We start from the raw sequence: 22,710 nt of genomic DNA on the forward strand, positions 1-22,710 counted from the left end.
GCCCGCATTGATTCCGGGACGGTCCGATGCGGCCTATCCCCGTTGTTACCCAACGCGGAGTAAAAGGAAACTACTTGTCGTCAGACTTCTTCTCGGAGGTCTCCTCGACCAGTTCAGGCGCCTGTTCTCGAGTTGCCATTCCGCCGTCGCCGCCCTTGTCCACGGGCCCTGGGTGCCCACCCTTGGGCGACTGGTCGTTGTTGTCTTTCTCGGTCATGCGGTCATCCCCGTCATTTGGTCCTGTCAGTCATACGGCGTGCGGCCTTTCAGGAGCCTCGGCCCGCCTCCCTCTCAATCTAACGCTCTCAGCACTTCCCGCAACCCTCACCGGTTTTGTTTGCATTTCAGCGCTTTCGGGCAGGTGACTGCGAACAGCATTTCCGCGATGAGAGGTCGATCCCAGTGCGCGCAGTGACTTGGCAAGGCAAACGAAAAGTAAGCGTCGATACGGTTCCGGACCCGAAGATCGTCGAACCCAGTGACGCGATCATCAAGGTCACCACGACGAATATCTGCGGATCCGATCTGCACCTGTACGAGACTCTGGGTGCGTTCATGAATGCCGGCGACATTCTCGGTCATGAACCGATGGGCATCGTCGAAGAAGTCGGCTCGGAAGTCACGAATCTCGAGATAGGCGACCGCGTCGTGATCCCGTTCCAGATCTCGTGTGGCAACTGTTTCATGTGTGATTCGAGCCTCTACACACAGTGCGAGACGACTCAGGTCCGCGATCAGGGAACGGGCGCAGCGTTGTTCGGCTTCTCCGAGCTGTACGGCTCGGTGCCAGGCGGGCAGGCCGAGTACCTTCGAGTACCGCAAGCACATTTCACACACATCAAAGTTCCCGAAGGTCCCGCGGATTCGCGATTCGTCTACCTCTCCGACGTGCTTCCCACAGCCTGGCAGTCGGTTGAATACGCCGACATCCCGCCGGGTGGGTCCGTGACCATCCTCGGTCTCGGACCGATCGGTGACATGGCGGCCCGCATCGCTCACCACAAGGGATTTCGAGTAATCGGCGTGGACCGTGTACCCGAACGCCTTGCACGCCTTGCCGAACGCGGGATCGAAACCCTCAATCTCGACGACTACGGCAGCAAGATCGGTGACGCAGTCAGAGATGCGACGAACGGCCGTGGAACCGATTCGGTGATCGATGCTGTCGGAATGGAAGCTCACGGGTCTCCGATCGGAAAGCTCGCGCAGCAGTTCGTCGGACTCCTTCCCGATGCTCTTGCCGCGCCTGCGATGCGTAACGCAGGAATCGATCGACTCGGTGCGGTCTATTCGGCCATCGACATCGTTCGGCGCGGGGGGACGATTTCTCTGATCGGTGTATACGGCGGCATGGTTGATCCACTGCCGCTGATGACTATGTTCGACAAGCAGATTCAGCTCAGGATGGGTCAGGCGAACGTCAAGAAGTGGGTAGACGACATCATGCCTTTGCTCACTGATGACGACCCACTCGGCGTCGACACCTTTTCCACTCATCAGCTGCCGCTCGATCAGGCGCCACACGCCTACGAGATCTTTCAGAAAAAGCAGGAAGGCGCGGTCAAGATCCAACTGAAACCGCACGGGTAATAATCAGCACCGCTTCCATCCACGTTCGACAGAAAGAAACTGAAACCGAAATGGCTCGCGAACTCACCGTCTCCGACAGCGTCGTCGTCAATGTCGACGCGCTTTCTCTCTATGAGCTCATCAGCGATCCCACTCGCATGGGCGACTGGAGTCCCGAAAACCTGGGAGCTACCTTGCGGGGAGACCGCGAAAGCGCTTTCCTGGGTATGGAGTTCGACGGGCACAACAAACGTGGGCGCGCGCAGTGGACCACAAGATGCACCGTCACCGCTGCCGACGCCGGGAAACTGTTCGAATTCCGTGTTCACAAGATCGGCCTTGCCACGCCACGAATCTCTGCCGCTATTGCAACCTGGCGGTACCGATTTCAGCCCGTCCCCGGCGGAACCCGAGTTACCGAAACGTGGATCGACGACAGACGGGGCTGGCCGGATTTTGCGGCCGACATATTCGACAAAGTTGCCACCGGCGGAAAGACGTTCGCCGACTTTCAGCGCGGCAACATCCGCAAGACGCTGCTGAATATCAAGAGCGCCGTTGAGCAGGAGGTATCCGGCATCGAAGGCAGCACCGGCTGACCGACCGGCACAGCTTGTGGCAGTTTCTGCCACTTTTGGTACAGTGCGGATATGGCAACAGCCCGCCGCACTGCACTACTTCTCCGCGTCTCGCAGAGTTGCGCTGCCGCTTTCGTCGAACGCGGCGACACTTCGACGACCATCGCGGAGCTCGCCGAACGGGCAGAAATCTCCGAGCGCACCTTCTATCGCTGCTTTGCCACCAAGGAAGAGAGCATCTGGCCGATGCTCGACGAGGGAAACCGCAGTCTTGCCACCGCCCTCAGCGCGCAATCCCGCGAATACGGACTCTCAGCGGCAGTGAAGACGGCCTTTATCGCATCGGTCGGCGAGTCCTTCGAGCCGATGACTCGGTCACTGATGCCCATCATCTTCGGCGACGCGGCGCTCCGGAGAGTGTGGGAATCAGCAACTTTCGAGACGATGGAACTGATCCGCCCAGAAGTTGCACGTCTGATCGATCGGCCAGAAGGCTCGCTCGACACGACAGCGGCTTCGGGCCAGGCAACACTGGCGGTAGTGGCCGCACTGCGCGAGATGGCAGACCTCCGGACCCCCGCACCCAAGGCCATCACCCGCGCGCTCGGCGCGTTCTCGAAGCCATATCTCGCAACACCAACAGGTTAGGAACAATCATGACTCAGGATCTCTCCGGAAAAATCGTTCTCGTCACTGGCGGCGCACGCGGCCTGGGCGAAGCGTTTGCGCGCGGCATCGTCGCGGGTAACGGCCGCGTCGTCATCGGCGACCTACTCGACGAGGACGGCCGAGCAGTGGCCGAATCTCTCGGCGACGCAGCACGTTACGTTCACCTCGACGTCACCGATCCGGCGTCTTGGAAGTCCGCCGCCGAGTACGCGGTATCCGAATTCGGCGCGATCAACGGTTTGGTCAACAATGCCGGAATCTCGGCTTCCGGCCAGACGGTCGCCGAAGAACCGCTCGAGACGTTCCAACGCATCATCCAGATCAACCTGGTGTCCGTACACACCGGTATCCACACGGTGGTGCCGTTCATGAAGGCAGCAGGCGGCGGATCCATCGTGAACATCTCCTCGGCCGCCGGCCTGATGGGCATGGCTCTGACCAGCGGTTACGGCGCAGCCAAGTGGGGCGTGCGTGGGCTGAGCAAGATCGCCGCCGTCGAACTCGGTCGCGACAAGATTCGGGTCAACTCCGTGCACCCCGGCATGGTCCTCACCCCCATGACTGCGCCGACGGGCATCAGCCTCGAAGAGGGCGCATTCCCCAACAATCCGTATCGCCGTGTCGGTCGCCCGGAGGAGTTGGTCGGTGCGGTCACCTACCTTCTTTCCGACGATGCTTCGTACACAACAGGTTCCGAGATCGCCGTCGACGGTGGTTGGACCGCCGGACCGTCGATCGAATACATCGCCGGCCAGTAAGGCAGGGATCCGTTCCCGCCTGAACCTGCGCATTCCGAACGTCCTCAGGCAGATACCAACGTCTCCCTGATTGCATTCGGAGAACTCAACTTTCGCAGGCGCTGCAGCGCACGATGCAGGTCGAGTGACACCTGGTCGGTCGTACGGGCGAGCGATGTTGCCGTCGCCTCACTGTCGAGGCCGACGATCAACCGCAACACCAGGACATCGCGTTCGACAACCGGGAGCGCTGTTGGAGGCGGGAGCGGCCCACTGCTGAACCGGTCGGATGCCGCCCGAGCAATCGCGACGCTTGTACTCACGTACAGCAGGCGCAGGAAAGGCTGATTCGCCGCCGATCCGTCACAAACTGCCGTGAGAACAGAGATGCATGCAGCATCCGCGGCGGAGTCGGAGACGGCCCGATCAAGCTCGGCGCGGCACCGCAGCACAACCATCGGGCGAAACACTGCGTACAAATCGGTCATGGCTTCATGGCTACCGCTCCGTGCCGCGGCGGCCAACATCTCGAGCGAGCCTTCCTGCAACATGGGCTTACAATCTCTCTCGACCCGAAATTCGTCGTGTAGCCGGGGGATCAGCTGGATCCGAACAGTCCGGCGAAGGGGTTCACTGTCGGCGCGGGTGCCTGATCTTGCCGGCCTTGCCATTGGTTCTGATTGCCCCAGTCGTTGCCCTGATTCCAGTTACCACCCTGGTTCCAGCCGCCGTTTCCACCATGGCCCCAATCGTGCGAGTGATCGCCCCCCTGATCTCCGTACCAACTGTTATCGGCCTGTGTTACATCATGATTCACAGTATCTGCCGAGGCCGGTGCGGCGAGCACGGCAATGGGTACGGTCAATACCGCCCCCGTCACCGCGAGCTTGGTCCAGAAGTACTTCCTACGTTGTTCCGGTGCGGATAGTCGTGTCATGATCGATCCCTTCTCCGAAGATTTCTCCAGACTCTCTCTGGCTGTCCCGAACGGGGCACACACCAGTGAAGTCCCGCATCCTGGCCGTCCACTGGCACAACCCTGGCAGATTCCTGGCAGGGCTGACTTCAAACCGAACGCCTTGCACTACACAATGTTCCGATGCCGGCTCGTTGTTGTTCGCGCCCCAGTTCCGACCGTTCCGTTCCAGGCGGCAAGGGGTCGCTCGGGCGTAAAGTCGAGAGGGTTCGGCTCAGTCGTCCAGAGCGGAAGGACACCCAGAAAATGCGGAGCGATGGAGATACGTGGGACATCGTCAGTAGCGTCGGACTCACCGCGCTTGCAGTGGCGACCTTCCGCGCATTGGAAAGCGCCCGCTCGGACGCGATCATCGAAGACAAGTTCGCATCGTGGTTCGTAGAAGCTGCAGCGGAGCCGCATTTCACAGCTCTTCTGAAAGATCCGGCACTCCTCGACGACACACCCTTCGGCGGTTTCATGGGATTGCGAACCAGGTTCTTCGACGAATTCTTCTTGTCGTCAACCGAATCCGGAGTAGAGCAGGCGGTAATCGTTGCGGCGGGGTTGGATTCGCGTGCGTACCGGCTGGATTGGAACTCAGAATCCACAGTGTTCGAAGTAGATCAACCAAAGGTATTGGAGTTCAAAGCCGAAGTGCTCGCGGCGCGCGACGCCCAGCCGAAAACTGATCGACGCACTGTGCCTACGGATCTGCGCAACGACTGGCCGGCTGCGCTCGCGGAGGCCGGTTTCGATCCGAAGGAACCTACTGCATGGTCCGCAGAAGGCCTGCTCGCTTATCTCCCCGGCCCGGCCCACGACGCCCTGTTCGAGCGGATCGACGAACTCTCGGCCACTGGTAGTCGGTTGGCAGTGAACGACTTTCCGGCCGGCACGGACCCGAAGAAGCTGGCGACCATCAGATCCAAGTACTTTGCCGAGAACCCGTTCGGAGACCTGGACATTTCGCAACTGTTCTACAGCGACAAACGATCCGATCCCGGCCGGTGGCTCACTGAACACAATTGGACCGTCCGACGCTTCAGCTCGGTGGAGTTGGCAGATCTGTACGATCGCCGGATTCCTGATCTCCCCGAAGAGATCGCCGCACTGTCGACGCAGCCTTCTTTCCTGGCCGCGACCAAGAACTAACTCGGGCAGTCCTCACGAAAGTTACTCGGGTGCAGCATTTCTCCGTTTTGTCCAGCTTCACTATGCGTGTCACCACGACAAGTAGTTGACGGTACTCGAGGATGAACCGATTCAGTACTTCAGGCTGAGTACGTCTACACCTCAGACGGACGCGCGCCGAAGAGAACGCTGATGAAATGAGTCCATGAAACTCGAACACACACGCAGGAAGAGTCGCCCGCTCACGCTGGTGGCACTTGCCTCCGCAGCGGTATTCGCCCTCGCCGCATGTACTTCCGGGCCGGATTCTGCACAAACTTCGGACAACAGCACAAAGGTCTCCGCCACCGAGACACCCACGACAGTCACGATCCCCGACAGCCCCGTCGGCAAGCAGATCAGCTGGCTTCTCAGTGCGTTCAACACGAGCGCGCCATTGCCCCACGAAGAAATCGCCGAGCACTTCGGACCCACCGCACCAGTTGTCCTGACGCCTGCGGACTTCGACTCCATCCGAGCCGGACAGCCCTGGACAACAGTGAATTACAAGGGAGGCGATACCGACGGCACCGTTTCCATCACCAGTACCACCGGCGGCGCGTTCGACATAAACGTCGTCGTCGACGGCAGCGGGTTGGTCCTTGGAATGGCGATAACACCGACCAAAGACGATCATGTGCCTGCCGCATCGTGGCAAGAGCTCGAGGCAGCTGTCAAAGCACTTCCCGCGCCGACGAACTTGACCGTCACCGAGGTCACCGGCGGAAAGAACGCCGAAGTCTTCGGTGTCGGCGACACCTCACCACAGCCCACAGGGTCAACGATCAAGCTGTACGTTCTCGGCGCGGTCGCGACGGCTGTCCAGAACGGGACACTCTCGTGGGATCAGAAGCTCACCATCACCGACGACCTCAAGTCGATGCCCGGCGGGACAATGCAGGACCTGCCGTCGGGAACCGAAGTCACGGTCCGGGAGACCGCCGGCAAGATGATCTCGATCAGCGACAACACCGCCACCGACATGCTGATCGCTGCTGTCGGGCGCGAGCAGGTCGAGGCCGAATTCGCCCCGATGGGCATGGCGGATCCTTCGCTCAACATTCCACTGAAGCCGACCCGCGCACTGTTCCAACTCGGCTGGGGCAACGACGGCGCACAACGTATCGCCTGGCGCGACGGAACCCCCGGACGAGCGTCGAGCAATACTGGCGGCACTACCTGGCGGCCTGGTGGACATCCCGGCGTCAGCATTCACCACCCCCGCATGGCCTTTCGACATCGACTGGTTCGCCTCGCCCGCCGACCTGCGTGCCGCGTTGGTCTCGTTGCAAGAGATGGCGAAGACCGAGAGCGGTGCACCGGTTCGAGACATACTGGCCGAAGATCCGGCGCTCGGTGACGAGTCCGCGAAATGGTTCACCTACGGCGGATTCAAGGGCGGCAGCTCCATCGGGGTCCTTGCGGGTGCCTACTACGTGGAACACGACGATCGCGCCTGGGTCGTCACCATGCAAACTCACGGTGACGACGCTGCCCTGGTTGCCGATCCGGCTCTGTACTTCGATCCGGTCGACGACGCGATGCTCCTGATCCAGAAGGATGCGACCAGCTAGAACGATAGAAGGTTGAGATTTCGCGACAGTCTCCGACTGGGTTGACAGATGAGGTCCGGACACAGAGAAGCCGCTGTGCTTCCAGTGTCATCCGGATGCACAGCGGCTTCGCCAAGTCTTAGCCCGTGGGGGGCTCGGTCTCGTCCGACGAGAATCCGTCGAAGAATGCGATGACCTTCTGAAGAAGTGCCGCGATGTCGAAATCTTCCAAGCTACCCATTGCGTTCGTCCTTTCGTTTAACACTGGAGGATGAAACGTGCATCTTGCAATTTCCAATGTAAAGCATGAAAAGCATTATTTCTCGACCACGTGGCACTTCGGTTGCAAATACCTCACCCAGCAAGATATGAGCAAATCACCGCAAATAACAGCTCCCACCCGCAATATTTCCACTTTCCACAACCCATTAAATTCCCTAATTCGCAAGTGGGTAAATCTTGAGAAAAATTCCCGGACGCGTCGATCACGAAAAATCCTCCTGGTGAAACTCTCAATCCAAGACCACAAGGCAGAGGAAGTTGCGACACGGATGACACGCAGTTTTCCCGCTTCCAAGAGGCGCCATCCACATACATGGTGGGCATTCGGCGGCGATAACGAACCGTTAGCAACACAATCCCAGGCACTTTCTCCCACCTTCTGACTTTCCCCCATGACCACTGGATATTCTCGCAGATGAAACGCAATACCAGTTCGAAAATTTCATATCTTCAGTGGATACTGTGCACGCGATTAACTGATCAAATGTCTGTTGACTCACCGAGTCCCCACACTTCGCCAGAACTTCACATCCGAATGCTGGACGTTAGTTTAGATGGGTTCGCATTTCTCGCAATCTTCCCGATAAAGGCGGCCCCACGGATAAACCGCGACTGCACCGCCGCAGGCCGCCAGGTCACGATCCGCGCCTCGACGAAGGTCGCGCAGGCACCCTCGCACGAGGGTGAAATCGGGGGTGAAACATGCCCGGAGGTCTCGTTTTGCCGAGCCCGACACAGTACGTTTTCCCAGGCACGCCAGTCCCCAGATTCATACGGTGTGCAAGGGCTCGTTGACGCTTCCGAGATGTTGGCAAGACCGACCACGGGCCCCGTTCTCCCGACGAGAACGGGGCTTCCTCGGGTCGGTTTCCGCCTTCGACCGACCGGGTAGACGCGAGCATGGGCGCCGCCACCTGCTCGACCGGATCCACCGCTGGCCGCTACGAATCGACGCCCCCGACCGTCGGCGTCGAAGAAGAATTCATCCTCGTCGACCCGACATCCTGGCTGCCGTCCACCGACAATGCCGCGGTTGCGGAAACCGCGTCGACACTCGGTTTGGATCTTCAGCTCGAGTTGTCCCGCTGCCAAGTCGAGACCAACTCTCCCGTGTGCCAGAGCATCGACGAACTCCGAACCCACTTGATCGACATGCGTCGGCTCGCGGCGAAAGCGGCCGAGTTGAACGGCTGCAGGCTGTTGGCCGTCGGCGCACCGCTTTCGGGGCCTTCGCGTTTCGAGATCAGCGACTCCCCTCGCTACCGCCAGATGGGCGAACACTTCGGCGCCCTCGCCGCTGAACAAAGTATCTGCGGTTGCCACATCCATGTGGGCGTCGCTGATCAAGTAGAGGCCGTGCAGGTCTGCAATCACGTGCGCATCTGGTTGCCTGCCCTGCTGGCACTGAGCGCCAACTCCCGTATCCACCAAGGAGTCGACACCGACTTCGCGAGTTGGCGGGCGATCCAATGGTCCCGGTGGCCCGTCGCCGGGCCGCCGCCGTACTTCGAGGCCGCCGGGGACTTCGACACCGCGGTCGCGAAGATGGTGGATTGCGGCGTGATGCTCGACAAGCGGATGGCCTACTGGGATATCCGGCCTTCCTGCCACCTACCGACCGTCGAGATCCGGGTCTGCGACGTTCAGCCGACGGTCGACGACACCGTATTGCTTGCAGCACTTGTGCGCGCGCTGGTCGCCACTGCACTGCGCGCCGTCGAACGAGGAGTCGTCGCTCCGCGCACTTCCCTCGAGAACCTCCGCCTCGCAACCTGGGTGTCCGCGAAGGAAGGCGCCCTGGGAGCGTCGATCGATCCGGTTACCACACAAAGAATTTCGGCCACGGAACAGTTGCACCGACTCCTGATCCATGTCCGTGACTCCCTCGACGAGACAGGCGAGTACACGAGCGTGGAATCAGCACTACGCGACAAATGCGTGACCGGCGGCGGCAGCGACTGGCAACAGCGGACGCTTCGCGAGGTCTGCCTGCGGGAACTGATCGCACGTGCGATTGAGCGCACCGTCCCGACTGGCACGGATACGCATGACGGGCCGACCCCCTGATCAGTAGTAATGCCTCCGACCACCGATAGCGTGCCCGGCCGCGCCCAGCGCGTACAGGATGATTCCGATCACCAACAAGACGACACCGATCGTCCAGAGGATCGGAATGTTCACCACGAAACCGATAATCAGCAGGATTACGCCGAGGATGATCATCACAAGCTCCTTCAGTGCGTTCACTCGGGCGGATACGCCCGCCTCGAGCCGCATACATCAGGGATACCCGTCGGCTGAGCGTTTCATACCCACTCTGACCGGGTATTTCGCTGGGCACCATAATATTTGAAGAATCGAGCCCGCCATGATGAGAATTGTGACTCTGATCGTTCTGATCTGGCTGATAGTCGGGGCCGTCGCGGCCGGCCAACGCGGCTACTACAGCAGTTCGCCGACCAACTGCGCCGGCGTCGGGACCATCGCACTCACGGTCATCGCCGGCCCGTTGAACTACTTCGGCGTCAACCCCAAAGTCACGGATTGCACGCTCCCCCAGCCCACCGAGTGAGCTGCCGGAAATCCGCGCTAAACCGACTAGTCGTTACCCTGGAGGTGAGTCGACACACATCGAAGTGAGGGGCCACCATGACCACTGCACCAGATCGCACCCGAATCGAGTTCCCGGACATCAGCTCGCGTGCGTGGGAACACCCAGCCGATCGGGCCGCATTGGTGACGCTCCGGACGCTTCGGGGGTTCGACACTGTTCTGCGGACGCTGTCCGGACTGCTCCAAGAACGTCAGCACCGCCTCATGTACCTCGCCACGTCAGTGCGAGTCGACGAACGCCAGTTCAGTGACCTGAACGATCTGCGCCGTGACTGCGTCGAGATCCTGCAGGCCGACGAGACACCGGAGCTGTTCGTACTCCAGACCCCGATGGTCAACGCCTTCACCATCGGCATGGACAAGCCGTTCATGGTGGTCACTACTGGTCTGCTGGACGTGATGAACTACGAGGAGCAACGGTTCATCATCGGCCACGAACTAGGCCACGCACTGTCCGGCCATGCCGTGTATCGCACCATCTTGATGCATTTGATGCGACTGGCCGGAACCATCGGATGGCTGCCGGTCGGCGGATGGGCACTGCGCGCGATCATCGCCGCCCTGATGGAATGGCAACGCAAGTCCGAACTGTCCGGCGATCGTGCAGGACTACTGTGCGGCCAGGACGTACACACAGCGATTCGCGTGCAGATGAAATTGGCCGGCGGATCCCGAGTCAGTGAAATCGACATCGACGCGTTTCTCGCCCAGGCCGCCGAGTACGACGCCAGCGGCGACCTCCGCGACGGTGTACTCAAGCTCCTCAACATCGAACTGCTCTCTCACCCGTTCTCGGTGCTTCGCGCCGCCGAACTCAAGAAGTGGGTGGACAGCGGAGACTACGCCGCGATTCTGCGCGGAAACTACCCCCGCCGCGGCGATGACGACGGAGCGAAGATCAGCGACGAGTTCAAGAATGCAGCCAAGACGTACAAGCAGAACTTCGACGAGTCGGAAGACCCCTTGGTCCGGATGGTGCGCGACATCGGTAGCGGATTGGGCGGTGCCGTGGGCGCCGTCGGGAACGGCGTCGGCGACGTAGCGACGGACATCAAGGAACGATTCACTCACTGGCGCAAGAGTTCCGACAGGTCGAAGGGCACTGACGACGCCGATTAAGCAGAATCGGGACCTGCCACCGAAGGCAGTCGGCGGCAGATCCCGGGTTCTTGGCGTGAAGGTGATGCAGGCTTCCCTCTGCACCACCCTCACGTTCACAGACAGTACCAGCAGTCGAACAAACGTGCGAACTGAAAGCGGTCGTGTCGAATCACCAGTTGTCGGGTACGCGGCATAGGACCACTACAGAAGGGAGCCGACATGCATGCTGGGCGGCTGAAGAAGGTCGGTTCGAGTGACGGCCCGTTTGCCTCCGTGTACTTCGAAGACGTCCGCAACCGGGAAGATGCACGCGAGCGCTTCGAACTCGAATGGCGCTCGATGCGCAATCAACTGACGAAACAGGGAGCATCGGAATCGCTGATCGCGCGACTGGACGAGGTGAAGGACAACCATCACGGCATCTCAGGTCGCGCCGGACGCGCGATCGTCGCCACATCCGAGGCAGTGCTGATCGACGATATTCTGCTCGAACCTGCCGGCTCCACCATCGCGACCTTGGGCGAACTGCCCTACTTGATTCCACTGATCGCACACGGATACGACACCGAACCGTTCCTCATCGCAAAGGTCGACCACACTGGCGCGGACCTGTGCGTGCGCGATGCTCGCGGGCGTGACGTGTACGGCGAAACGGTAGACGGCGACGGCTTCCCGGTCCACAAGGCACACGTGGGCGGCCAGGAGCGGTACACCGACAGCCAAAGCCTCGTGGAGGAGAACATCCGAAAGAACCTGACACAGGCCGTGGAGCGCGCGGCGGCGCTCGCCCGCGAACACAAGGTCGCACTGGTGGTCGTGATCGGAGAAGTACAGTCCCGCAAAGCTTTTGCACAGCTTCTACCGTCGACGCTACGGGTGGTGGACGTCGAAAAGGGTTCGCGTTCAGTCGGTTCGACACCCGCCGAGGTGTCGAAGTCGATTCGTGAACTGATCGACACGCAGCGACTACGCAGAATGGATGCGGAAACCGAACGCTACGTCGCAGAGCAGGGCCGGGACTCCGGCCTCTCCATCGACGGGACCGCACGCGTCCTCGACGCCCTCGAGCAGGGCAAGGTCGAGACGCTGCTGCTCACCGATCCCGACGACAAGGAAGTCACCAGCGGAAAGCTGATCGGGGCCGCCGATCGCGTACTCCCCTACATCGCAATCGGGACCGGCACCGAGCTGGTACAGATCGACGAACGCCTCGTTCTCGCCGACGGATACGGCGCGATACTTCGGCACCCCTGAACACCGGCCCGATGATCAGATTCGGGGGCGAGCACGTTCAGCGAGAAGCGTGCTTGCCCACCGAGTCCGGGAAACCATCGGCAATCGCTGCGACGAGTTCCAGATATGCCCGTGCAGTGCGCTTGTTCAACAATTTCAAGTCGATCGGACCGCCCTCACCGAGGTGATCGTCATAGGGCAACGTCTTGACCGCTCGCACTCCACGCTGAGCGAAAACGTCCTCGAGTTGGTCGAGGTCGAGCGAAGACGAACCCGGCCGCGTCGCATTGATCGCCACGACCGACCTGCTCACCAGATCTGCGTAGCCGTGCTTGGTCAGCCAACTGAGCGTTGCTGCGGCACTACGGGCACCGTCCTGCGCCGTCGGGCTGACGACTACCAAAGCGTCTGCTTCGTCGAGAATTCCGTACATGGCCGAGTGCATGATTCCGGTGCCACAGTCGGTGATGACGATGTTGTAATGCACCTCGAGAATTCGCAGAGTATCGAGGTAGTCCTGCTCGTTGAAAGACTCCGAAGTTTCCGGATCTGCCTCACTCGCAAGGATTTCGAGTCGGCTGTCGCCTTGCGAGGTGTAGTAGCGAACATCGCTGTACGTACGAATGTCACCGTCGGCCAACAGATCACGAACGGTCAGGTGATGTTCACGTCGTTCACGATCAGCCAGAGTCCCCAGGTCGGGATTGGCGTCGATGGCTACGATTCGATCGCCACGGATCGACGCGAACGTCGAACCGACGGTCTTTGCCGCCGTGGTTTTTCCCACACCACCCTTGAGTGAGATGAAAGCAATCTTGTACACGCCGCGCACTGTTCGGTTGGCACGGCGCACCAGAGCTTGATGTTCGAGTTCGGCGGCCGACTGCCCAGTGTTGATCCGACCCCCGGTGAGTTTGAACAACACACTGCCCAAACCGCGTTCGGGTGGACGCTTCGCCCGCTTGATGATGTCCAGATCGTCGACAGAGGTCATAGCCCTGGGCGTCGAGGTCCGAAAATCGGTCGGCTCTTCACGACGTTGCTGGCGCATCCGCTGACTGGGCAACGGTTTTGCCGCAGGTTCGTCGAATTGCGGCGTGAAGGTGACGGTTCGAATCGACGTTGCGTAACCGTCGTCGGACGCGTCGAAAAGGCCGTCGCCCTGAGTCGTTCCGGTGTTGTTCCCCAGGACTCCGTTATTCGAACCGTTGTTATCGCTGCGCACCGTTTTCCTAGGTCGAGTTCGGAATCATTTCGGACATAGCCTCTCGGACGCTATCACTCTGGCGGGCTTGCCGTTCTCTGCTCAATACCGTCACGGCACAACAGACCGTTACACCCGCACTTCGATGACTTTGGTCCCCACGCCTGTGCCGATCTCAGCAAATACGAACGTCGTAACGATATGCGGCACAGATATCTTCATCTGCCGCTGAAAACAGCCTTCCGCAATGTCAGGGCAAATCCCTTGGTAACAAACGAGAAAAGGGAGGGTGATCACCTGGGCGATCGCCCTCCCTTCATGGACAAGTGTTCAGCTGCTGCATAATTCCGCGCTCTCGAACGAAGTGCCTCCCAGCCCTACGGATCACTCGTACCATTCGACCGTCATCACGGGCAGAGCACACTCTTCACGTATGCAGCACTCGGCTTGACGGTGCCGTCCGACCTCACTGCGCCGAAATACGACTCTCTATCCGTCGTTGCCCCGTAAGGCGCGTAGTCGTTGAGACGGTAGAAGATGAGCGGCCCCAACCAAGACTTGGTTTGCTTGTCTGCCATCGCTGCCTGATAGATCTCGAGTTGACGTGCTTCGCTGACGCTGTCGGGAGTCCCACTTGTAGGCGCCCCGAACTCGGTAATCCAAATCTTTTTTGCAGAATCTCCGTTGGCAGTCATGATTCCGCGAAGGCTCGGCCGAACGATCCCGCCGCCCGCGAACGACTCGACACTCATCTGAGACCACGAGTTCCAGTCATGTTCATCTGTAGGCAGCGCCGGATACGAGTACGGATGATGACCGACAGCGTTGAACGATGACCGTGCACCATTCGTATACAGGGATTGCAAGAATGTGAGTGGCGCGACCTGACTGCCGTCGACGGCGTCAAACCGACTCGGCCGGGCTCGACTACTAGCCCTCGTAGTAGCTGCCTGTATCCTTTCGCGTATGACGCCGGGTCCGAAAGATGTCGCGCAGCTGCGCGGCGCTTTCGTGGGCGGTACCTCCGGCGCGGTTTCCGTCGCAGCCCACGCGCTCGGTGGCGGCGGCATGGCCCCGTCCGAGAGCGCGGTGGTGTTGTTGATCCTCGCGTGCGCGAGCGTCGGCGCGGTGGTCACGTCCATCGACACTCGCCGATCCCCTGCCCTCTTGCTCGCCCTTATGCTCGCTGCGGGTCAGGCCATCGGTCACGCGACATTGACCATCGCTTCGGATCATCAACACGGCCTGCTCCTGTCGCTTCCGATGCTCGCAGCGCACATCGCTGCCGTCGGAGTGTGCGCAGTTCTGATCCGCGGCGCAGAACGCGGGTACGTCGTGGCGGCATCGACGGTGGCGGCAATCGTCGCCGTCCTATTGCGCCCGTGGGCACCTGAACCCTCGCCGTTCACTGCGCGTACTCGATACCGCGCCAAAGTTGTTCTGCGTCAACTTCTCACCTCAGGCCTGGGCACTCGCGGCCCACCGGCATTCGTGTAACTCACCTTCCCTTTCCTCTCACGCACGTGAATACGTGCGCCACTTTGCTGTGCGCCTTTATTAACCGCGGGCGGTTAATAAAGGCGCACGGCGGGATCGAGTACACGCATGTCCGCACCCGAATTGGAGCGCGCACAGACACGCGCTTCCAACGACAGCTCTCCCCCGAAGAAGCAGGTCGGCGGCGCCAGACCGCTGATTCTGCGCCTGCACTTCTATGCCGGAATCCTCATCGGGCCGTTCATCCTCATCGCCGCGCTGAGCGGTGGTCTCTACGCGATGGCGCCCACCATCGAGAAATTCGTCTACAGCGACTACCTCCAGACCGACACCACCGGACAAATCGCGTCGCTGAACGACCAGATCCGTTCCGCTCAGCAGTACCGCCCTGACCTGACCGTCTCGGCAGTACGTCCGTCCCCTGCGGCCGGAGAAACCACGCGGGTCCTGTTCACCGATCCGTCGTTGGGTGAATCGGAGAGGCTCGCAGTCTTCGTCGATCCAGTGCTTGCACAGCCGGTCGGCGAGCTGGCGGTCTACGGAAGCAGTGGTTCGTTGCCACTGCGCACCTGGATCTCTCAGCTGCATCGCCACCTTCATCTCGGTGAACCTGGCCGCCTCTACAGCGAATTGGCCGCGTCGTGGATGTGGGTGGTCGCACTCGGTGGCGTCTACCTGTGGTTCCGTCGATACCGCACCGCTCGGAACGCTCGTCTACTTACGATCGACCGAGCGTCCACCGGACGAAGCCGGACCCTGAACTGGCACGGTGTCGTCGGCATCTGGATAGCAGTTGCGTTGGTGTTTCTCTCGGCGACCGGACTCACGTGGTCGACGTACGCCGGAGAGAACGTCAGCAATCTGAGAACCGCATTGAGTTGGACGACGCCCTCGGTCGTGAAAACTCTCGGCGACGCTCCACCACCGGCAACGGGCGGGCACGAAGGTCACGACATGGCCCCCGCCGCCGCCGGCACGCTGACAGACACCAACGTCGGACGTGTCGACACCGTCCTCGGTATCGCCAGGTACAACGGGATCACCGGTCCGGTCGAAGTATCGATACCCGCCAACGCCGAGACAGCCTTCACCGTCGCCCAGACGCGTCAGCCGTGGGTGTACAGCAACAACACCATCGCAATCGACGGAGCGACGCAGAAGGTCACCGACGAGTTGTGGTTCTCGGATTGGCCACTCGCAGCAAAACTTTCGGCTTGGGGAATCCAGCTCCACATGGGCCTGCTGTTCGGCCTTGCCAACCAGATCGCACTCACCGCACTGGCACTCGCGTTGGTCAGCGTGGTCATTCGTGGCTACATCATGTGGTGGCGCCGACGCCCCACCCGTGGCTCCGACTGGGCTGTCGGCCGGGCCCCTGCCCGCGGCGGGATTCGCAACCTCTCCCCGCTCAGCATTGTTGCGCTGGTTGCGGTAACCGCACTGGTGGGCTGGTTTGTTCCGCTACTCGGCATCAGTCTTCTCGCATTCCTGCTGATCGACGTTTGCATTGCGGCGTTCAAACGCCGCGTCACCACCTGACACCTCACGAATCACGGAGACACACATGACTGTTCGAACAAAGATATTCGCAGCTGTTGCACTGACCGCAGCTCTCGCCTTGACCGGCTGTTCTTCGAACTCCGACAAGGAAACCGAAGCCGCACAATCCATCACAGTTCAGGATCAATGGGTCAAGGCAGCACCCGAGGGAATGAGTGCGGCGTTCGCCGAACTGGTCAACTCCAGCGACAAGGACGTACGCGTGGTCTCGGCAACCAGTCCCGCGTCATCGCGACTGGAACTGCACGAGGTCGTGACCGGGGACGGCGGCACGATGACGATGCGCCCCAAGGACGGTGGGTTCCTGGTCCCTGCCAACGGGTCCGCCAGCCTCACCCCGGGCGGTGACCACCTGATGTTCATGGACCTGTCCGCGCCGCTGCTCCCAGGCGCAGAAACCGACCTCACATTGATCTACGACGACGGTTCCAGCACCACGTTCACAGCCCAGATTCGCGACTTCTCCGGTAATCAGGAGAACTACGACCCGAATCACGGTGGCTGAGAACACGAACCCGCCCAGCCGAGCACTCAGCCGGCGGCGCCTTCTCGGAGGAGGTGCCGCCGCGCTCGGCGTCGCGGGAATAACTTGGGGCGCAACCACAGTGGTGGAGCGCAGCGAACACGAACAGCAAGCAGGCAAGCTGGTGGAACCGTTCTACGGCGTCCACCAAGCTGGGATCGCCACCACTCCGCAAGCGCACGGCACGTTCATCGGGTTCGACCTCTTGCCTGGAGCCGATCGAGCAATCGTGGTCGGGATCATGAAGATGTGGTCCGAGGATGCGTCACGGCTGACCGCCGGTAACCCGGCGTTGGCCGATACCGAACGGGAACTGGCCGTGGATCCGGCCCGCTTGACGGTGACCGTCGGCTACGGCCCTGGCCTGTTCACCAAGCTGGGATTGCAAGCACGTCAACCGGACTGGTTCGAGCCGTTGCCGAGCTACGAGATCGACCGACTTGACGATCGATGGGGCGGATCGGACCTGTTGCTGCAGATCTGCGGCGACGATCCGGTGACCATTGCTCATGCTGTGCGAGTTCTGACCAAGAACGTCCGATCACTGACGACAATCCGGTGGACACAAAAGGGATTCCGTAACGCGCGCGGCACCACGCCCGAGGGAACCACGATGCGCAATCTCATGGGCCAAGTGGACGGGACGGTCAATCCGGCTCCGGGAACAGTGGATTTCGATTCACTGATCTGGCACGACGGCGCCGGTCAACCGTGGCTCGCGGGCGGAACCTCGTTGGTACTACGACGCATTCGCATGGAAATGGATACCTGGGACGAACTCGATCGCTCGGGGCGCGAACTCACGATGGGGCGCACGTTGTCCAATGGCGCTCCGCTCAACGGAACCAACGAATTCGACGAAGCGGATTTCACACTCACGGACAAGTTCGGCATTCCGGTGATCCCGCCAGGATCACACATCGCGCGAGCCCACCAGACGCATGAGAAGGAGCAGTTCTTCCGTCGGGCATACAACTACGACGACGCACCCGAGAGCGGGCAGACCTCGAACTCGGGATTGATCTTCGCAGCATTCCAACGGGACATCGCCGAGCAATATCTACCGGTCCAACAGCGATTGAGTGACTTCGACGCACTCAACGAGTGGACGACGCCGATCGGTTCTGCGGTGTATCTCATTCCGCCGGGATGCACCGAGAACGACTATGTGGGAAGCGGATTGCTCGGCTGACAACCCCGGGTAACGATACTGTGGGGGCGGGATCCGAACGGATCCCGCCCCCCACAATGCCTTCTACCTGAAGTTGTTGCGTTACTTGGACTTACGAGGTCCCGGCAAAACCGCCCCCGGACGAGCGGTAGTCAACCTCGTGACCCAACCGCTGACGGGCCACTTCTTCAGGCCGACGTTGTGCGGGGTGACCTCGGTTCCGACGTACTTGGCAGCGAGCTCGTCGTCGACGGTTCCGTTGAACCGCCACAGTTGGCTTCCGTCGGCATTGCGGGTGGACACCTCCCATGACTGAGCGCGGAATGCACCACGAATGATGCTGTCGGCAAACACCAGAACGGGGATTCCGATCTCGGCACGAACAGCTGCACCGGCAGACCACTCGGCGCGCGCGAGTTCGTAGATCTCTTCCGGCGTTGCTCCCGGACGAGCGGAGGCCGGCACGTGGAGGACGATGCTCGGCGTCGGGAGTTCCGGCGCGGGATCGGCCGAGTAGCGCAACGCGAGTTCCTCGACGCGGGTCGCACGGGCGTCCTTGTCCGATGTATCGCCCGCGAGGTTGGTCAGGCCCTCGCCCGCGTCGGTGATTCGCAAGGCTTCCACGATGCCGCGGACGACCTCGTCGGTAGTGGCGGCCGAATCCGTGGCGGCAGCGACCGAGCGGAGAAGAACGAAGTGCTCCACCGCCGAACCCGCATCGTAGATTTCACGGATGCGGGCGATCTTGGCTGCTGTCACAGCAGCATTCGACTCGGCTGGGCCGTCCGCTCCTTCGAGATTCGCAAGTTCACCGAGCGCTTCGAATACCGGCGCGAACACTTGATTTCCCGTGCCGTGCCCGACATGGAACACCTGATCGTTGCGCGGGTCACGCAGGGCAAAGACGTACTGCCCCAGTCTCTTCCCAACCTTTTCGGTGAACGGCTGCGGAGCCGGCTTCCTGACGACCACCTCGGTGGACAGAGTGCGCATCACGGCCAGACGGAGTGCGTCGGGCACGCTGGTAGAACCGGCAGCACCGGAAAAGATTGCCGCCGAAGCAGCGCTGATCGAGGTGAACGTGCGGCCGACTTGCTTCTCGAGAGATGCAGAGACCGTACCGACCGCAGTCAGTTTTGCATCGAGGGTGCCGTCACCCTCGACAAGGAACTCCTTGATCAACGGAGCAACGAGCAGGGTGGAGCCGATAGCGCGAGGAACTGTCCAGACAATAGCCATGCCACGAGCCTAGGCGATCACCTCGAGACGCGAGGCGAACGCGACTCAGCCCGCCGCTGCCGGCCCGGCCAGTCCCTGCACAAGTAGGTTCCAGGCCGAGTGCGCGACTTCTTTCCGCGAGCTCTCGGCAGTCCGTTCCATGATCGCGGCGAACATGGCGATCGCCAGGATCACGTCCTCAGCAGTCACGGACTCTCGTATCTTCCCAGTTCGACGCGCCTCGTCGAGGCGCCCTTCGAGGAGATCGGTCAAACGGGCGCCGGCCGAATTCAGTCGCGAGTCGCCGAAGGAGACCGGCTTGATGACCTCCACGAACACGATGGAGGTAGTGATCTGGTCGACCAACAAACGAAAAAGATCGTCGAGAGTCGAATCCGGATCAGCCGCCAGATCTTGCAGCTCGACGATGTTCTCGTCGAACACCGCGAGTGCGAGGCTTTCGCGAGTGGGAAAGTGCCGGTAGAGGCTGCCCTGGCCGACGCCGGCCGTGCGGGCGATCAGGCTGAGCGGAGCAGCAAATCCCTGGGTGGCGAACACCTCGCGAGCTGCTGAGATGAGCGCCGCACGATTGCGCGCCGCATCTCTCGGCCCTCTGTTGAGAGATCCGCTATTGACGCGGCCAGACGATGTCACGCACACTACGATACCAACCGGACAGCATTGTCCGGTTGGTTGCGGCCCGACACCGGTTCACACCCCGACCCGATCGTCGTGAGCGCTCGAACGCGCGCCTGCCCTCCGTGCTGCCTGTCCTTGAGGTACGTCTGCCCGTGAGATACGAAAGGCAATCCCGCACCGGGAGTTGGACTCGATGAAATCGTTTACGACCATCAGAACCAGATCTGCCATCGCGCTCGTCACCTTGATCACCGTCCTTCCCGTGTGCGTCGCTTCTGCTGAGCCCGCCACTGCCCCGGGCTCGATCCACGAGAACCCGGGTGTCGCTTCCAACGCTGCAAGCCGCGCCGAATGCGGCCCGGGCTCGATGCCCGAGACCGGGTTGCAGGGTGATGTTCCGGCCGAGGACCGAAACAGCGGACGCAGTCGAGACGGGTACAGCTGCAACATGTCTCAGATCGGCGGTTACTCGGGTCGCGGCGGCGGGATCACGTCCACCAACTTCGAACACTGCTCGTACATCGGCAGCTTCTTCCCCGGGAACCTCCTGGGCCCCGCGCAGGGCGTGCAAGTTCTCGACGTGTCGGATCCTGCCAATCCTGCTCTCACCGCTACGCTGACCGAACCTGCGATGCTGGCCGGAACGTGGGAGAGTCTCAAGGTCAACACCGCGCGAAAGCTGCTGGTGGGCACGGGCGTTCCGCTCTTGACCGGCGTCGGCCTGATGTCGGTCTACGACATCTCCGATTGCGCGCACCCGAAACTGCTCAACCCCGGACCAGGAACCGATCTGGGGATGCTGCTGCCCATCACCAATCACGAGGGTGGATTTTCACCGGACGGGAACACCTACTGGTCTTCCGGCACCGCTCCCGGCGTGGTGAGCGCCGTCGATCTCACCGATCCCGCCAACCCGCGTGTCGTCTGGCAGGACCTCATCGGGTTGTCGACCCACGGCTTCGGAATCACTCCAGACGGAAATCGCATGTACTTGTCGAACAATCTCGGCGGAATACATGTTCTCGACATCAGTGAGGTTCAGCGCCGCGTCCCGAATCCTCGGGTGCGCCAACTGTCCCAGCTCTCGTGGACCGACGGTTGGGCCACCCAACACAGCATTCCGGTCACCTACGACGGTTCGCCGTACCTGTTCACCGTCGACGAAGGTGGTTCCGGCGGAGTCAAATTGATCGACGTCTCCAATGACGACGAACCGGCGGTCGTCAATTCGGTGAAGCTCGAGATCAATCTGCCGGAGAATCAAGATGCTGCGCTGGCGTCTGCTGCCGGCGGATCGCTGTTCGCGTACGAATCTCACTACTGTTCGGCCGATCGCCCGGTCGACCCGACGGCGCTGGCATGCGGATGGATCTCGAGCGGGATTCGGGTCTTCGATGTTCGAGATCCCTTCGACGTCCACGAAATTGCGTACTTCAACCCACCCGCTCGGACCGGCGACAATCTCGAACTCGCCAACTCGCCGCACGCTCTCGCCTCGCTCATCGGGGTACCCATTCTCAGCACGCCGGCAATCGCGCAGTCGATCGCGCAAGGCCAGTTCGACCCCGGCCAAGCGCTGAGTTCGCGATCGGGCATGGTCGCTCTCGGCGATATCTCGACCGATTGGTGCTTCTCCCCACCCGAATGGCGCGGTACCACGTTGTGGGCGACGTGCGCCGACAACGGCTTTGTTGCCATGCAACTCGAAAACGGTGTCTACACACCACCCGCTGACCAGAAGACGACCGTGGGATCATGACGGCGCCGCGATCGGTCAAGGCCGTCGCACTCGTGGCTGCGGCACTGATGCTGCTCGTACTCGGCGCAGCATTACGTCCGCTGTTCGCACCCGAGAACCACACGCAGACAGCTGTTCTGAGCGAAACCGAAATCGGATTCGTGCATGACATGGCGGCCCACCATCAACAGGCCCTCTTCATTCTCGCGCGTCTGAGTCCCGATGTGGACCCGGCGGTTACGAGACTGGCCCAGCAGATCGACGATGTTCAGAGAACGGAAATCGGTGTCATGCTCGGTTGGCTGAGGTTGGCCGGTGTCCCGCCGAACAGTAGAACGCCGATGGCGTGGATGGAGGCGTCACCGAGCGGCGCTGGCGACTCTCATCATCACCCGGCAACGCCGGAAACAGAGGCCGACGCCATGCCGGGTATGGCTACGACGGAAGAACTCGAGAAACTGAGCGCCGCTCGCGGGCTCGACGCCGAGGTTATGTTCCTTCAACTGATGGAACGCCACCACCGTGGCGGGATCGCCATGGCACAGGTGGCCGATGCTCTGCTCGAGCGCGGGCCGGTGAAACAGTCGGCCCGCGACATGATCAATTCCCAGAGTCAGGAATCCGGGCTGATGACACTGATGCTCGGACAACGTGGGGCGCAACCACTGCACTGACCCGCATGTGCACTGACTACCAT

Annotated in this window: 26 protein-coding genes; 18 read left to right on the plus strand and 8 right to left on the minus strand. The window is 61.1% G+C overall.

Features of this window, described 5'->3' with window-relative positions:
* Nucleotides 1-70 precede the first annotated feature (70 nt).
* Nucleotides 71-217, minus strand: coding sequence for a hypothetical protein (locus RE4_RS31245; protein WP_019747202.1), 147 nt, complete (start codon nucleotides 215-217; stop codon nucleotides 71-73).
* 185 nt (nucleotides 218-402) lie between these two features.
* Here RE4_RS31245 and RE4_RS07025 point away from each other — a divergent pair, with 185 nt between their 5' ends.
* From RE4_RS07025 to RE4_RS07040, 4 genes are read left to right on the plus strand one after another with little or no spacing between them, the layout of a single operon-like run.
* Nucleotides 403-1,590 (plus strand): zinc-dependent alcohol dehydrogenase, encoded by a 1,188-nt coding sequence (locus RE4_RS07025; RefSeq protein ID WP_019747201.1) that lies wholly within the window; start codon nucleotides 403-405, stop codon nucleotides 1,588-1,590.
* Between the two features lie 50 nt (nucleotides 1,591-1,640).
* Nucleotides 1,641-2,168, plus strand: coding sequence for an SRPBCC family protein (locus RE4_RS07030; protein ID WP_020906471.1), 528 nt, complete (start codon nucleotides 1,641-1,643; stop codon nucleotides 2,166-2,168).
* Between the two features lie 51 nt (nucleotides 2,169-2,219).
* Complete coding sequence (locus tag RE4_RS07035; protein WP_019747199.1) at nucleotides 2,220-2,795, plus strand: TetR/AcrR family transcriptional regulator; 576 nt, start codon at nucleotides 2,220-2,222, stop codon at nucleotides 2,793-2,795.
* Between the two features lie 8 nt (nucleotides 2,796-2,803).
* Nucleotides 2,804-3,574 carry a glucose 1-dehydrogenase gene (locus RE4_RS07040; protein WP_060938311.1) on the plus strand — a complete coding sequence of 257 codons (771 nt, stop codon included), beginning with the start codon at nucleotides 2,804-2,806 and terminating at the stop codon, nucleotides 3,572-3,574.
* Between the two features lie 44 nt (nucleotides 3,575-3,618).
* On the opposite strand, the gene RE4_RS07045 is transcribed toward RE4_RS07040, so the two are convergent.
* Complete coding sequence (locus RE4_RS07045) at nucleotides 3,619-4,104, minus strand: hypothetical protein (RefSeq protein WP_060938312.1); 486 nt, start codon at nucleotides 4,102-4,104, stop codon at nucleotides 3,619-3,621.
* 47 nt (nucleotides 4,105-4,151) lie between these two features.
* The gene (locus RE4_RS07050) at nucleotides 4,152-4,490 is read right to left on the minus strand and encodes a hypothetical protein (RefSeq protein ID WP_060938313.1); all 339 of its coding nucleotides are present in this window, start codon (nucleotides 4,488-4,490) and stop codon (nucleotides 4,152-4,154) included.
* Between the two features lie 285 nt (nucleotides 4,491-4,775).
* Between RE4_RS07050 and RE4_RS07055 the strand changes: the two genes are divergently transcribed.
* From RE4_RS07055 to RE4_RS07065, 5 genes are all read left to right on the plus strand, one after another.
* On the plus strand, nucleotides 4,776-5,663 hold the full coding sequence (locus tag RE4_RS07055) for an SAM-dependent methyltransferase (protein ID WP_031331354.1): 888 nt from the start codon (nucleotides 4,776-4,778) through the stop codon (nucleotides 5,661-5,663).
* 184 nt (nucleotides 5,664-5,847) lie between these two features.
* Nucleotides 5,848-7,041: a serine hydrolase gene (locus tag RE4_RS07060; protein WP_238077062.1), complete on the plus strand. Its 1,194-nt coding sequence runs from the start codon at nucleotides 5,848-5,850 to the stop codon at nucleotides 7,039-7,041.
* Complete coding sequence (locus tag RE4_RS31545; protein WP_225320297.1) at nucleotides 6,977-7,255, plus strand: hypothetical protein; 279 nt, start codon at nucleotides 6,977-6,979, stop codon at nucleotides 7,253-7,255. The genes RE4_RS07060 and RE4_RS31545 overlap by 65 nt, the downstream gene beginning before the upstream one ends.
* Nucleotides 7,256-7,512: 257 nt before the next feature.
* Nucleotides 7,513-7,899 (plus strand): hypothetical protein, encoded by a 387-nt coding sequence (locus RE4_RS30990; RefSeq protein ID WP_127159968.1) that lies wholly within the window; start codon nucleotides 7,513-7,515, stop codon nucleotides 7,897-7,899.
* Between the two features lie 517 nt (nucleotides 7,900-8,416).
* The gene (locus RE4_RS07065) at nucleotides 8,417-9,583 is read left to right on the plus strand and encodes a carboxylate-amine ligase (RefSeq protein WP_060938314.1); all 1,167 of its coding nucleotides are present in this window, start codon (nucleotides 8,417-8,419) and stop codon (nucleotides 9,581-9,583) included.
* Here RE4_RS07065 and RE4_RS31250 read toward each other — a convergent pair whose 3' ends face one another.
* On the minus strand, nucleotides 9,584-9,739 hold the full coding sequence (locus RE4_RS31250) for a DUF6131 family protein (RefSeq protein WP_003945912.1): 156 nt from the start codon (nucleotides 9,737-9,739) through the stop codon (nucleotides 9,584-9,586).
* Nucleotides 9,740-9,884: 145 nt separating this feature from the next.
* Between RE4_RS31250 and RE4_RS07075 the strand changes: the two genes are divergently transcribed.
* The 3 genes from RE4_RS07075 (at nucleotide 9,885) to RE4_RS07085 (ending at nucleotide 12,484) form a co-directional block, all read left to right on the plus strand.
* Nucleotides 9,885-10,088, plus strand: a complete 204-nt coding sequence (locus RE4_RS07075) for a hypothetical protein (protein ID WP_003945456.1) — start codon at nucleotides 9,885-9,887, stop codon at nucleotides 10,086-10,088.
* A 77-nt stretch (nucleotides 10,089-10,165) separates the two neighbouring features.
* A complete protein-coding gene (locus tag RE4_RS07080) occupies nucleotides 10,166-11,248 on the plus strand; it encodes a M48 family metallopeptidase (RefSeq protein WP_019747189.1) in 1,083 nt (360 codons plus the stop codon).
* A 201-nt stretch (nucleotides 11,249-11,449) separates the two neighbouring features.
* Nucleotides 11,450-12,484, plus strand: coding sequence for a baeRF2 domain-containing protein (locus tag RE4_RS07085; protein ID WP_060938315.1), 1,035 nt, complete (start codon nucleotides 11,450-11,452; stop codon nucleotides 12,482-12,484).
* A gap of 37 nt (nucleotides 12,485-12,521) precedes the next feature.
* On the opposite strand, the gene RE4_RS07090 is transcribed toward RE4_RS07085, so the two are convergent.
* Both RE4_RS07090 and RE4_RS07095 read right to left on the minus strand, forming a co-directional pair.
* Nucleotides 12,522-13,688, minus strand: coding sequence for a MinD/ParA family ATP-binding protein (locus RE4_RS07090; protein WP_060938316.1), 1,167 nt, complete (start codon nucleotides 13,686-13,688; stop codon nucleotides 12,522-12,524).
* A 386-nt stretch (nucleotides 13,689-14,074) separates the two neighbouring features.
* Complete coding sequence (locus RE4_RS07095) at nucleotides 14,075-14,419, minus strand: hypothetical protein (RefSeq protein ID WP_060938317.1); 345 nt, start codon at nucleotides 14,417-14,419, stop codon at nucleotides 14,075-14,077.
* 214 nt (nucleotides 14,420-14,633) lie between these two features.
* Here RE4_RS07095 and RE4_RS07100 point away from each other — a divergent pair, with 214 nt between their 5' ends.
* From RE4_RS07100 to RE4_RS07115, 4 genes are all read left to right on the plus strand, one after another.
* Nucleotides 14,634-15,164, plus strand: coding sequence for a hypothetical protein (locus RE4_RS07100; RefSeq protein ID WP_029254615.1), 531 nt, complete (start codon nucleotides 14,634-14,636; stop codon nucleotides 15,162-15,164).
* 108 nt (nucleotides 15,165-15,272) lie between these two features.
* A complete protein-coding gene (locus RE4_RS07105) occupies nucleotides 15,273-16,703 on the plus strand; it encodes a PepSY-associated TM helix domain-containing protein (RefSeq protein WP_020906462.1) in 1,431 nt (476 codons plus the stop codon).
* A 25-nt stretch (nucleotides 16,704-16,728) separates the two neighbouring features.
* Nucleotides 16,729-17,229, plus strand: a complete 501-nt coding sequence (locus tag RE4_RS07110) for a copper chaperone PCu(A)C (RefSeq protein ID WP_019747182.1) — start codon at nucleotides 16,729-16,731, stop codon at nucleotides 17,227-17,229.
* Entirely contained in the window at nucleotides 17,222-18,439 is a 1,218-nt protein-coding gene (locus tag RE4_RS07115; RefSeq protein ID WP_047889153.1) for a Dyp-type peroxidase, read from the plus strand. The genes RE4_RS07110 and RE4_RS07115 overlap by 8 nt, the downstream gene beginning before the upstream one ends.
* Nucleotides 18,440-18,520: 81 nt before the next feature.
* On the opposite strand, the gene RE4_RS07120 is transcribed toward RE4_RS07115, so the two are convergent.
* A complete protein-coding gene (locus RE4_RS07120) occupies nucleotides 18,521-19,657 on the minus strand; it encodes a GIY-YIG nuclease family protein (RefSeq protein WP_060938318.1) in 1,137 nt (378 codons plus the stop codon).
* Nucleotides 19,658-19,702: 45 nt separating this feature from the next.
* Nucleotides 19,703-20,290 carry a TetR family transcriptional regulator gene (locus RE4_RS07125; RefSeq protein WP_225320295.1) on the minus strand — a complete coding sequence of 196 codons (588 nt, stop codon included), beginning with the start codon at nucleotides 20,288-20,290 and terminating at the stop codon, nucleotides 19,703-19,705.
* A gap of 178 nt (nucleotides 20,291-20,468) precedes the next feature.
* Here RE4_RS07125 and RE4_RS07130 point away from each other — a divergent pair, with 178 nt between their 5' ends.
* Nucleotides 20,469-22,034, plus strand: coding sequence for an LVIVD repeat-containing protein (locus RE4_RS07130; RefSeq protein ID WP_020968633.1), 1,566 nt, complete (start codon nucleotides 20,469-20,471; stop codon nucleotides 22,032-22,034).
* Nucleotides 22,031-22,687, plus strand: a complete 657-nt coding sequence (locus RE4_RS07135) for a DUF305 domain-containing protein (protein ID WP_060938319.1) — start codon at nucleotides 22,031-22,033, stop codon at nucleotides 22,685-22,687. Before RE4_RS07130 ends, RE4_RS07135 begins: the two co-directional genes overlap by 4 nt.
* The last annotated feature ends 23 nt before the right edge of the window (nucleotides 22,688-22,710 follow it).

It is taken from the genome of Rhodococcus erythropolis NBRC 15567, from assembly GCF_001552595.1.
Taxonomy (GTDB): Bacteria; Actinomycetota; Actinomycetes; order Mycobacteriales; family Mycobacteriaceae; genus Rhodococcus_F; species Rhodococcus_F erythropolis.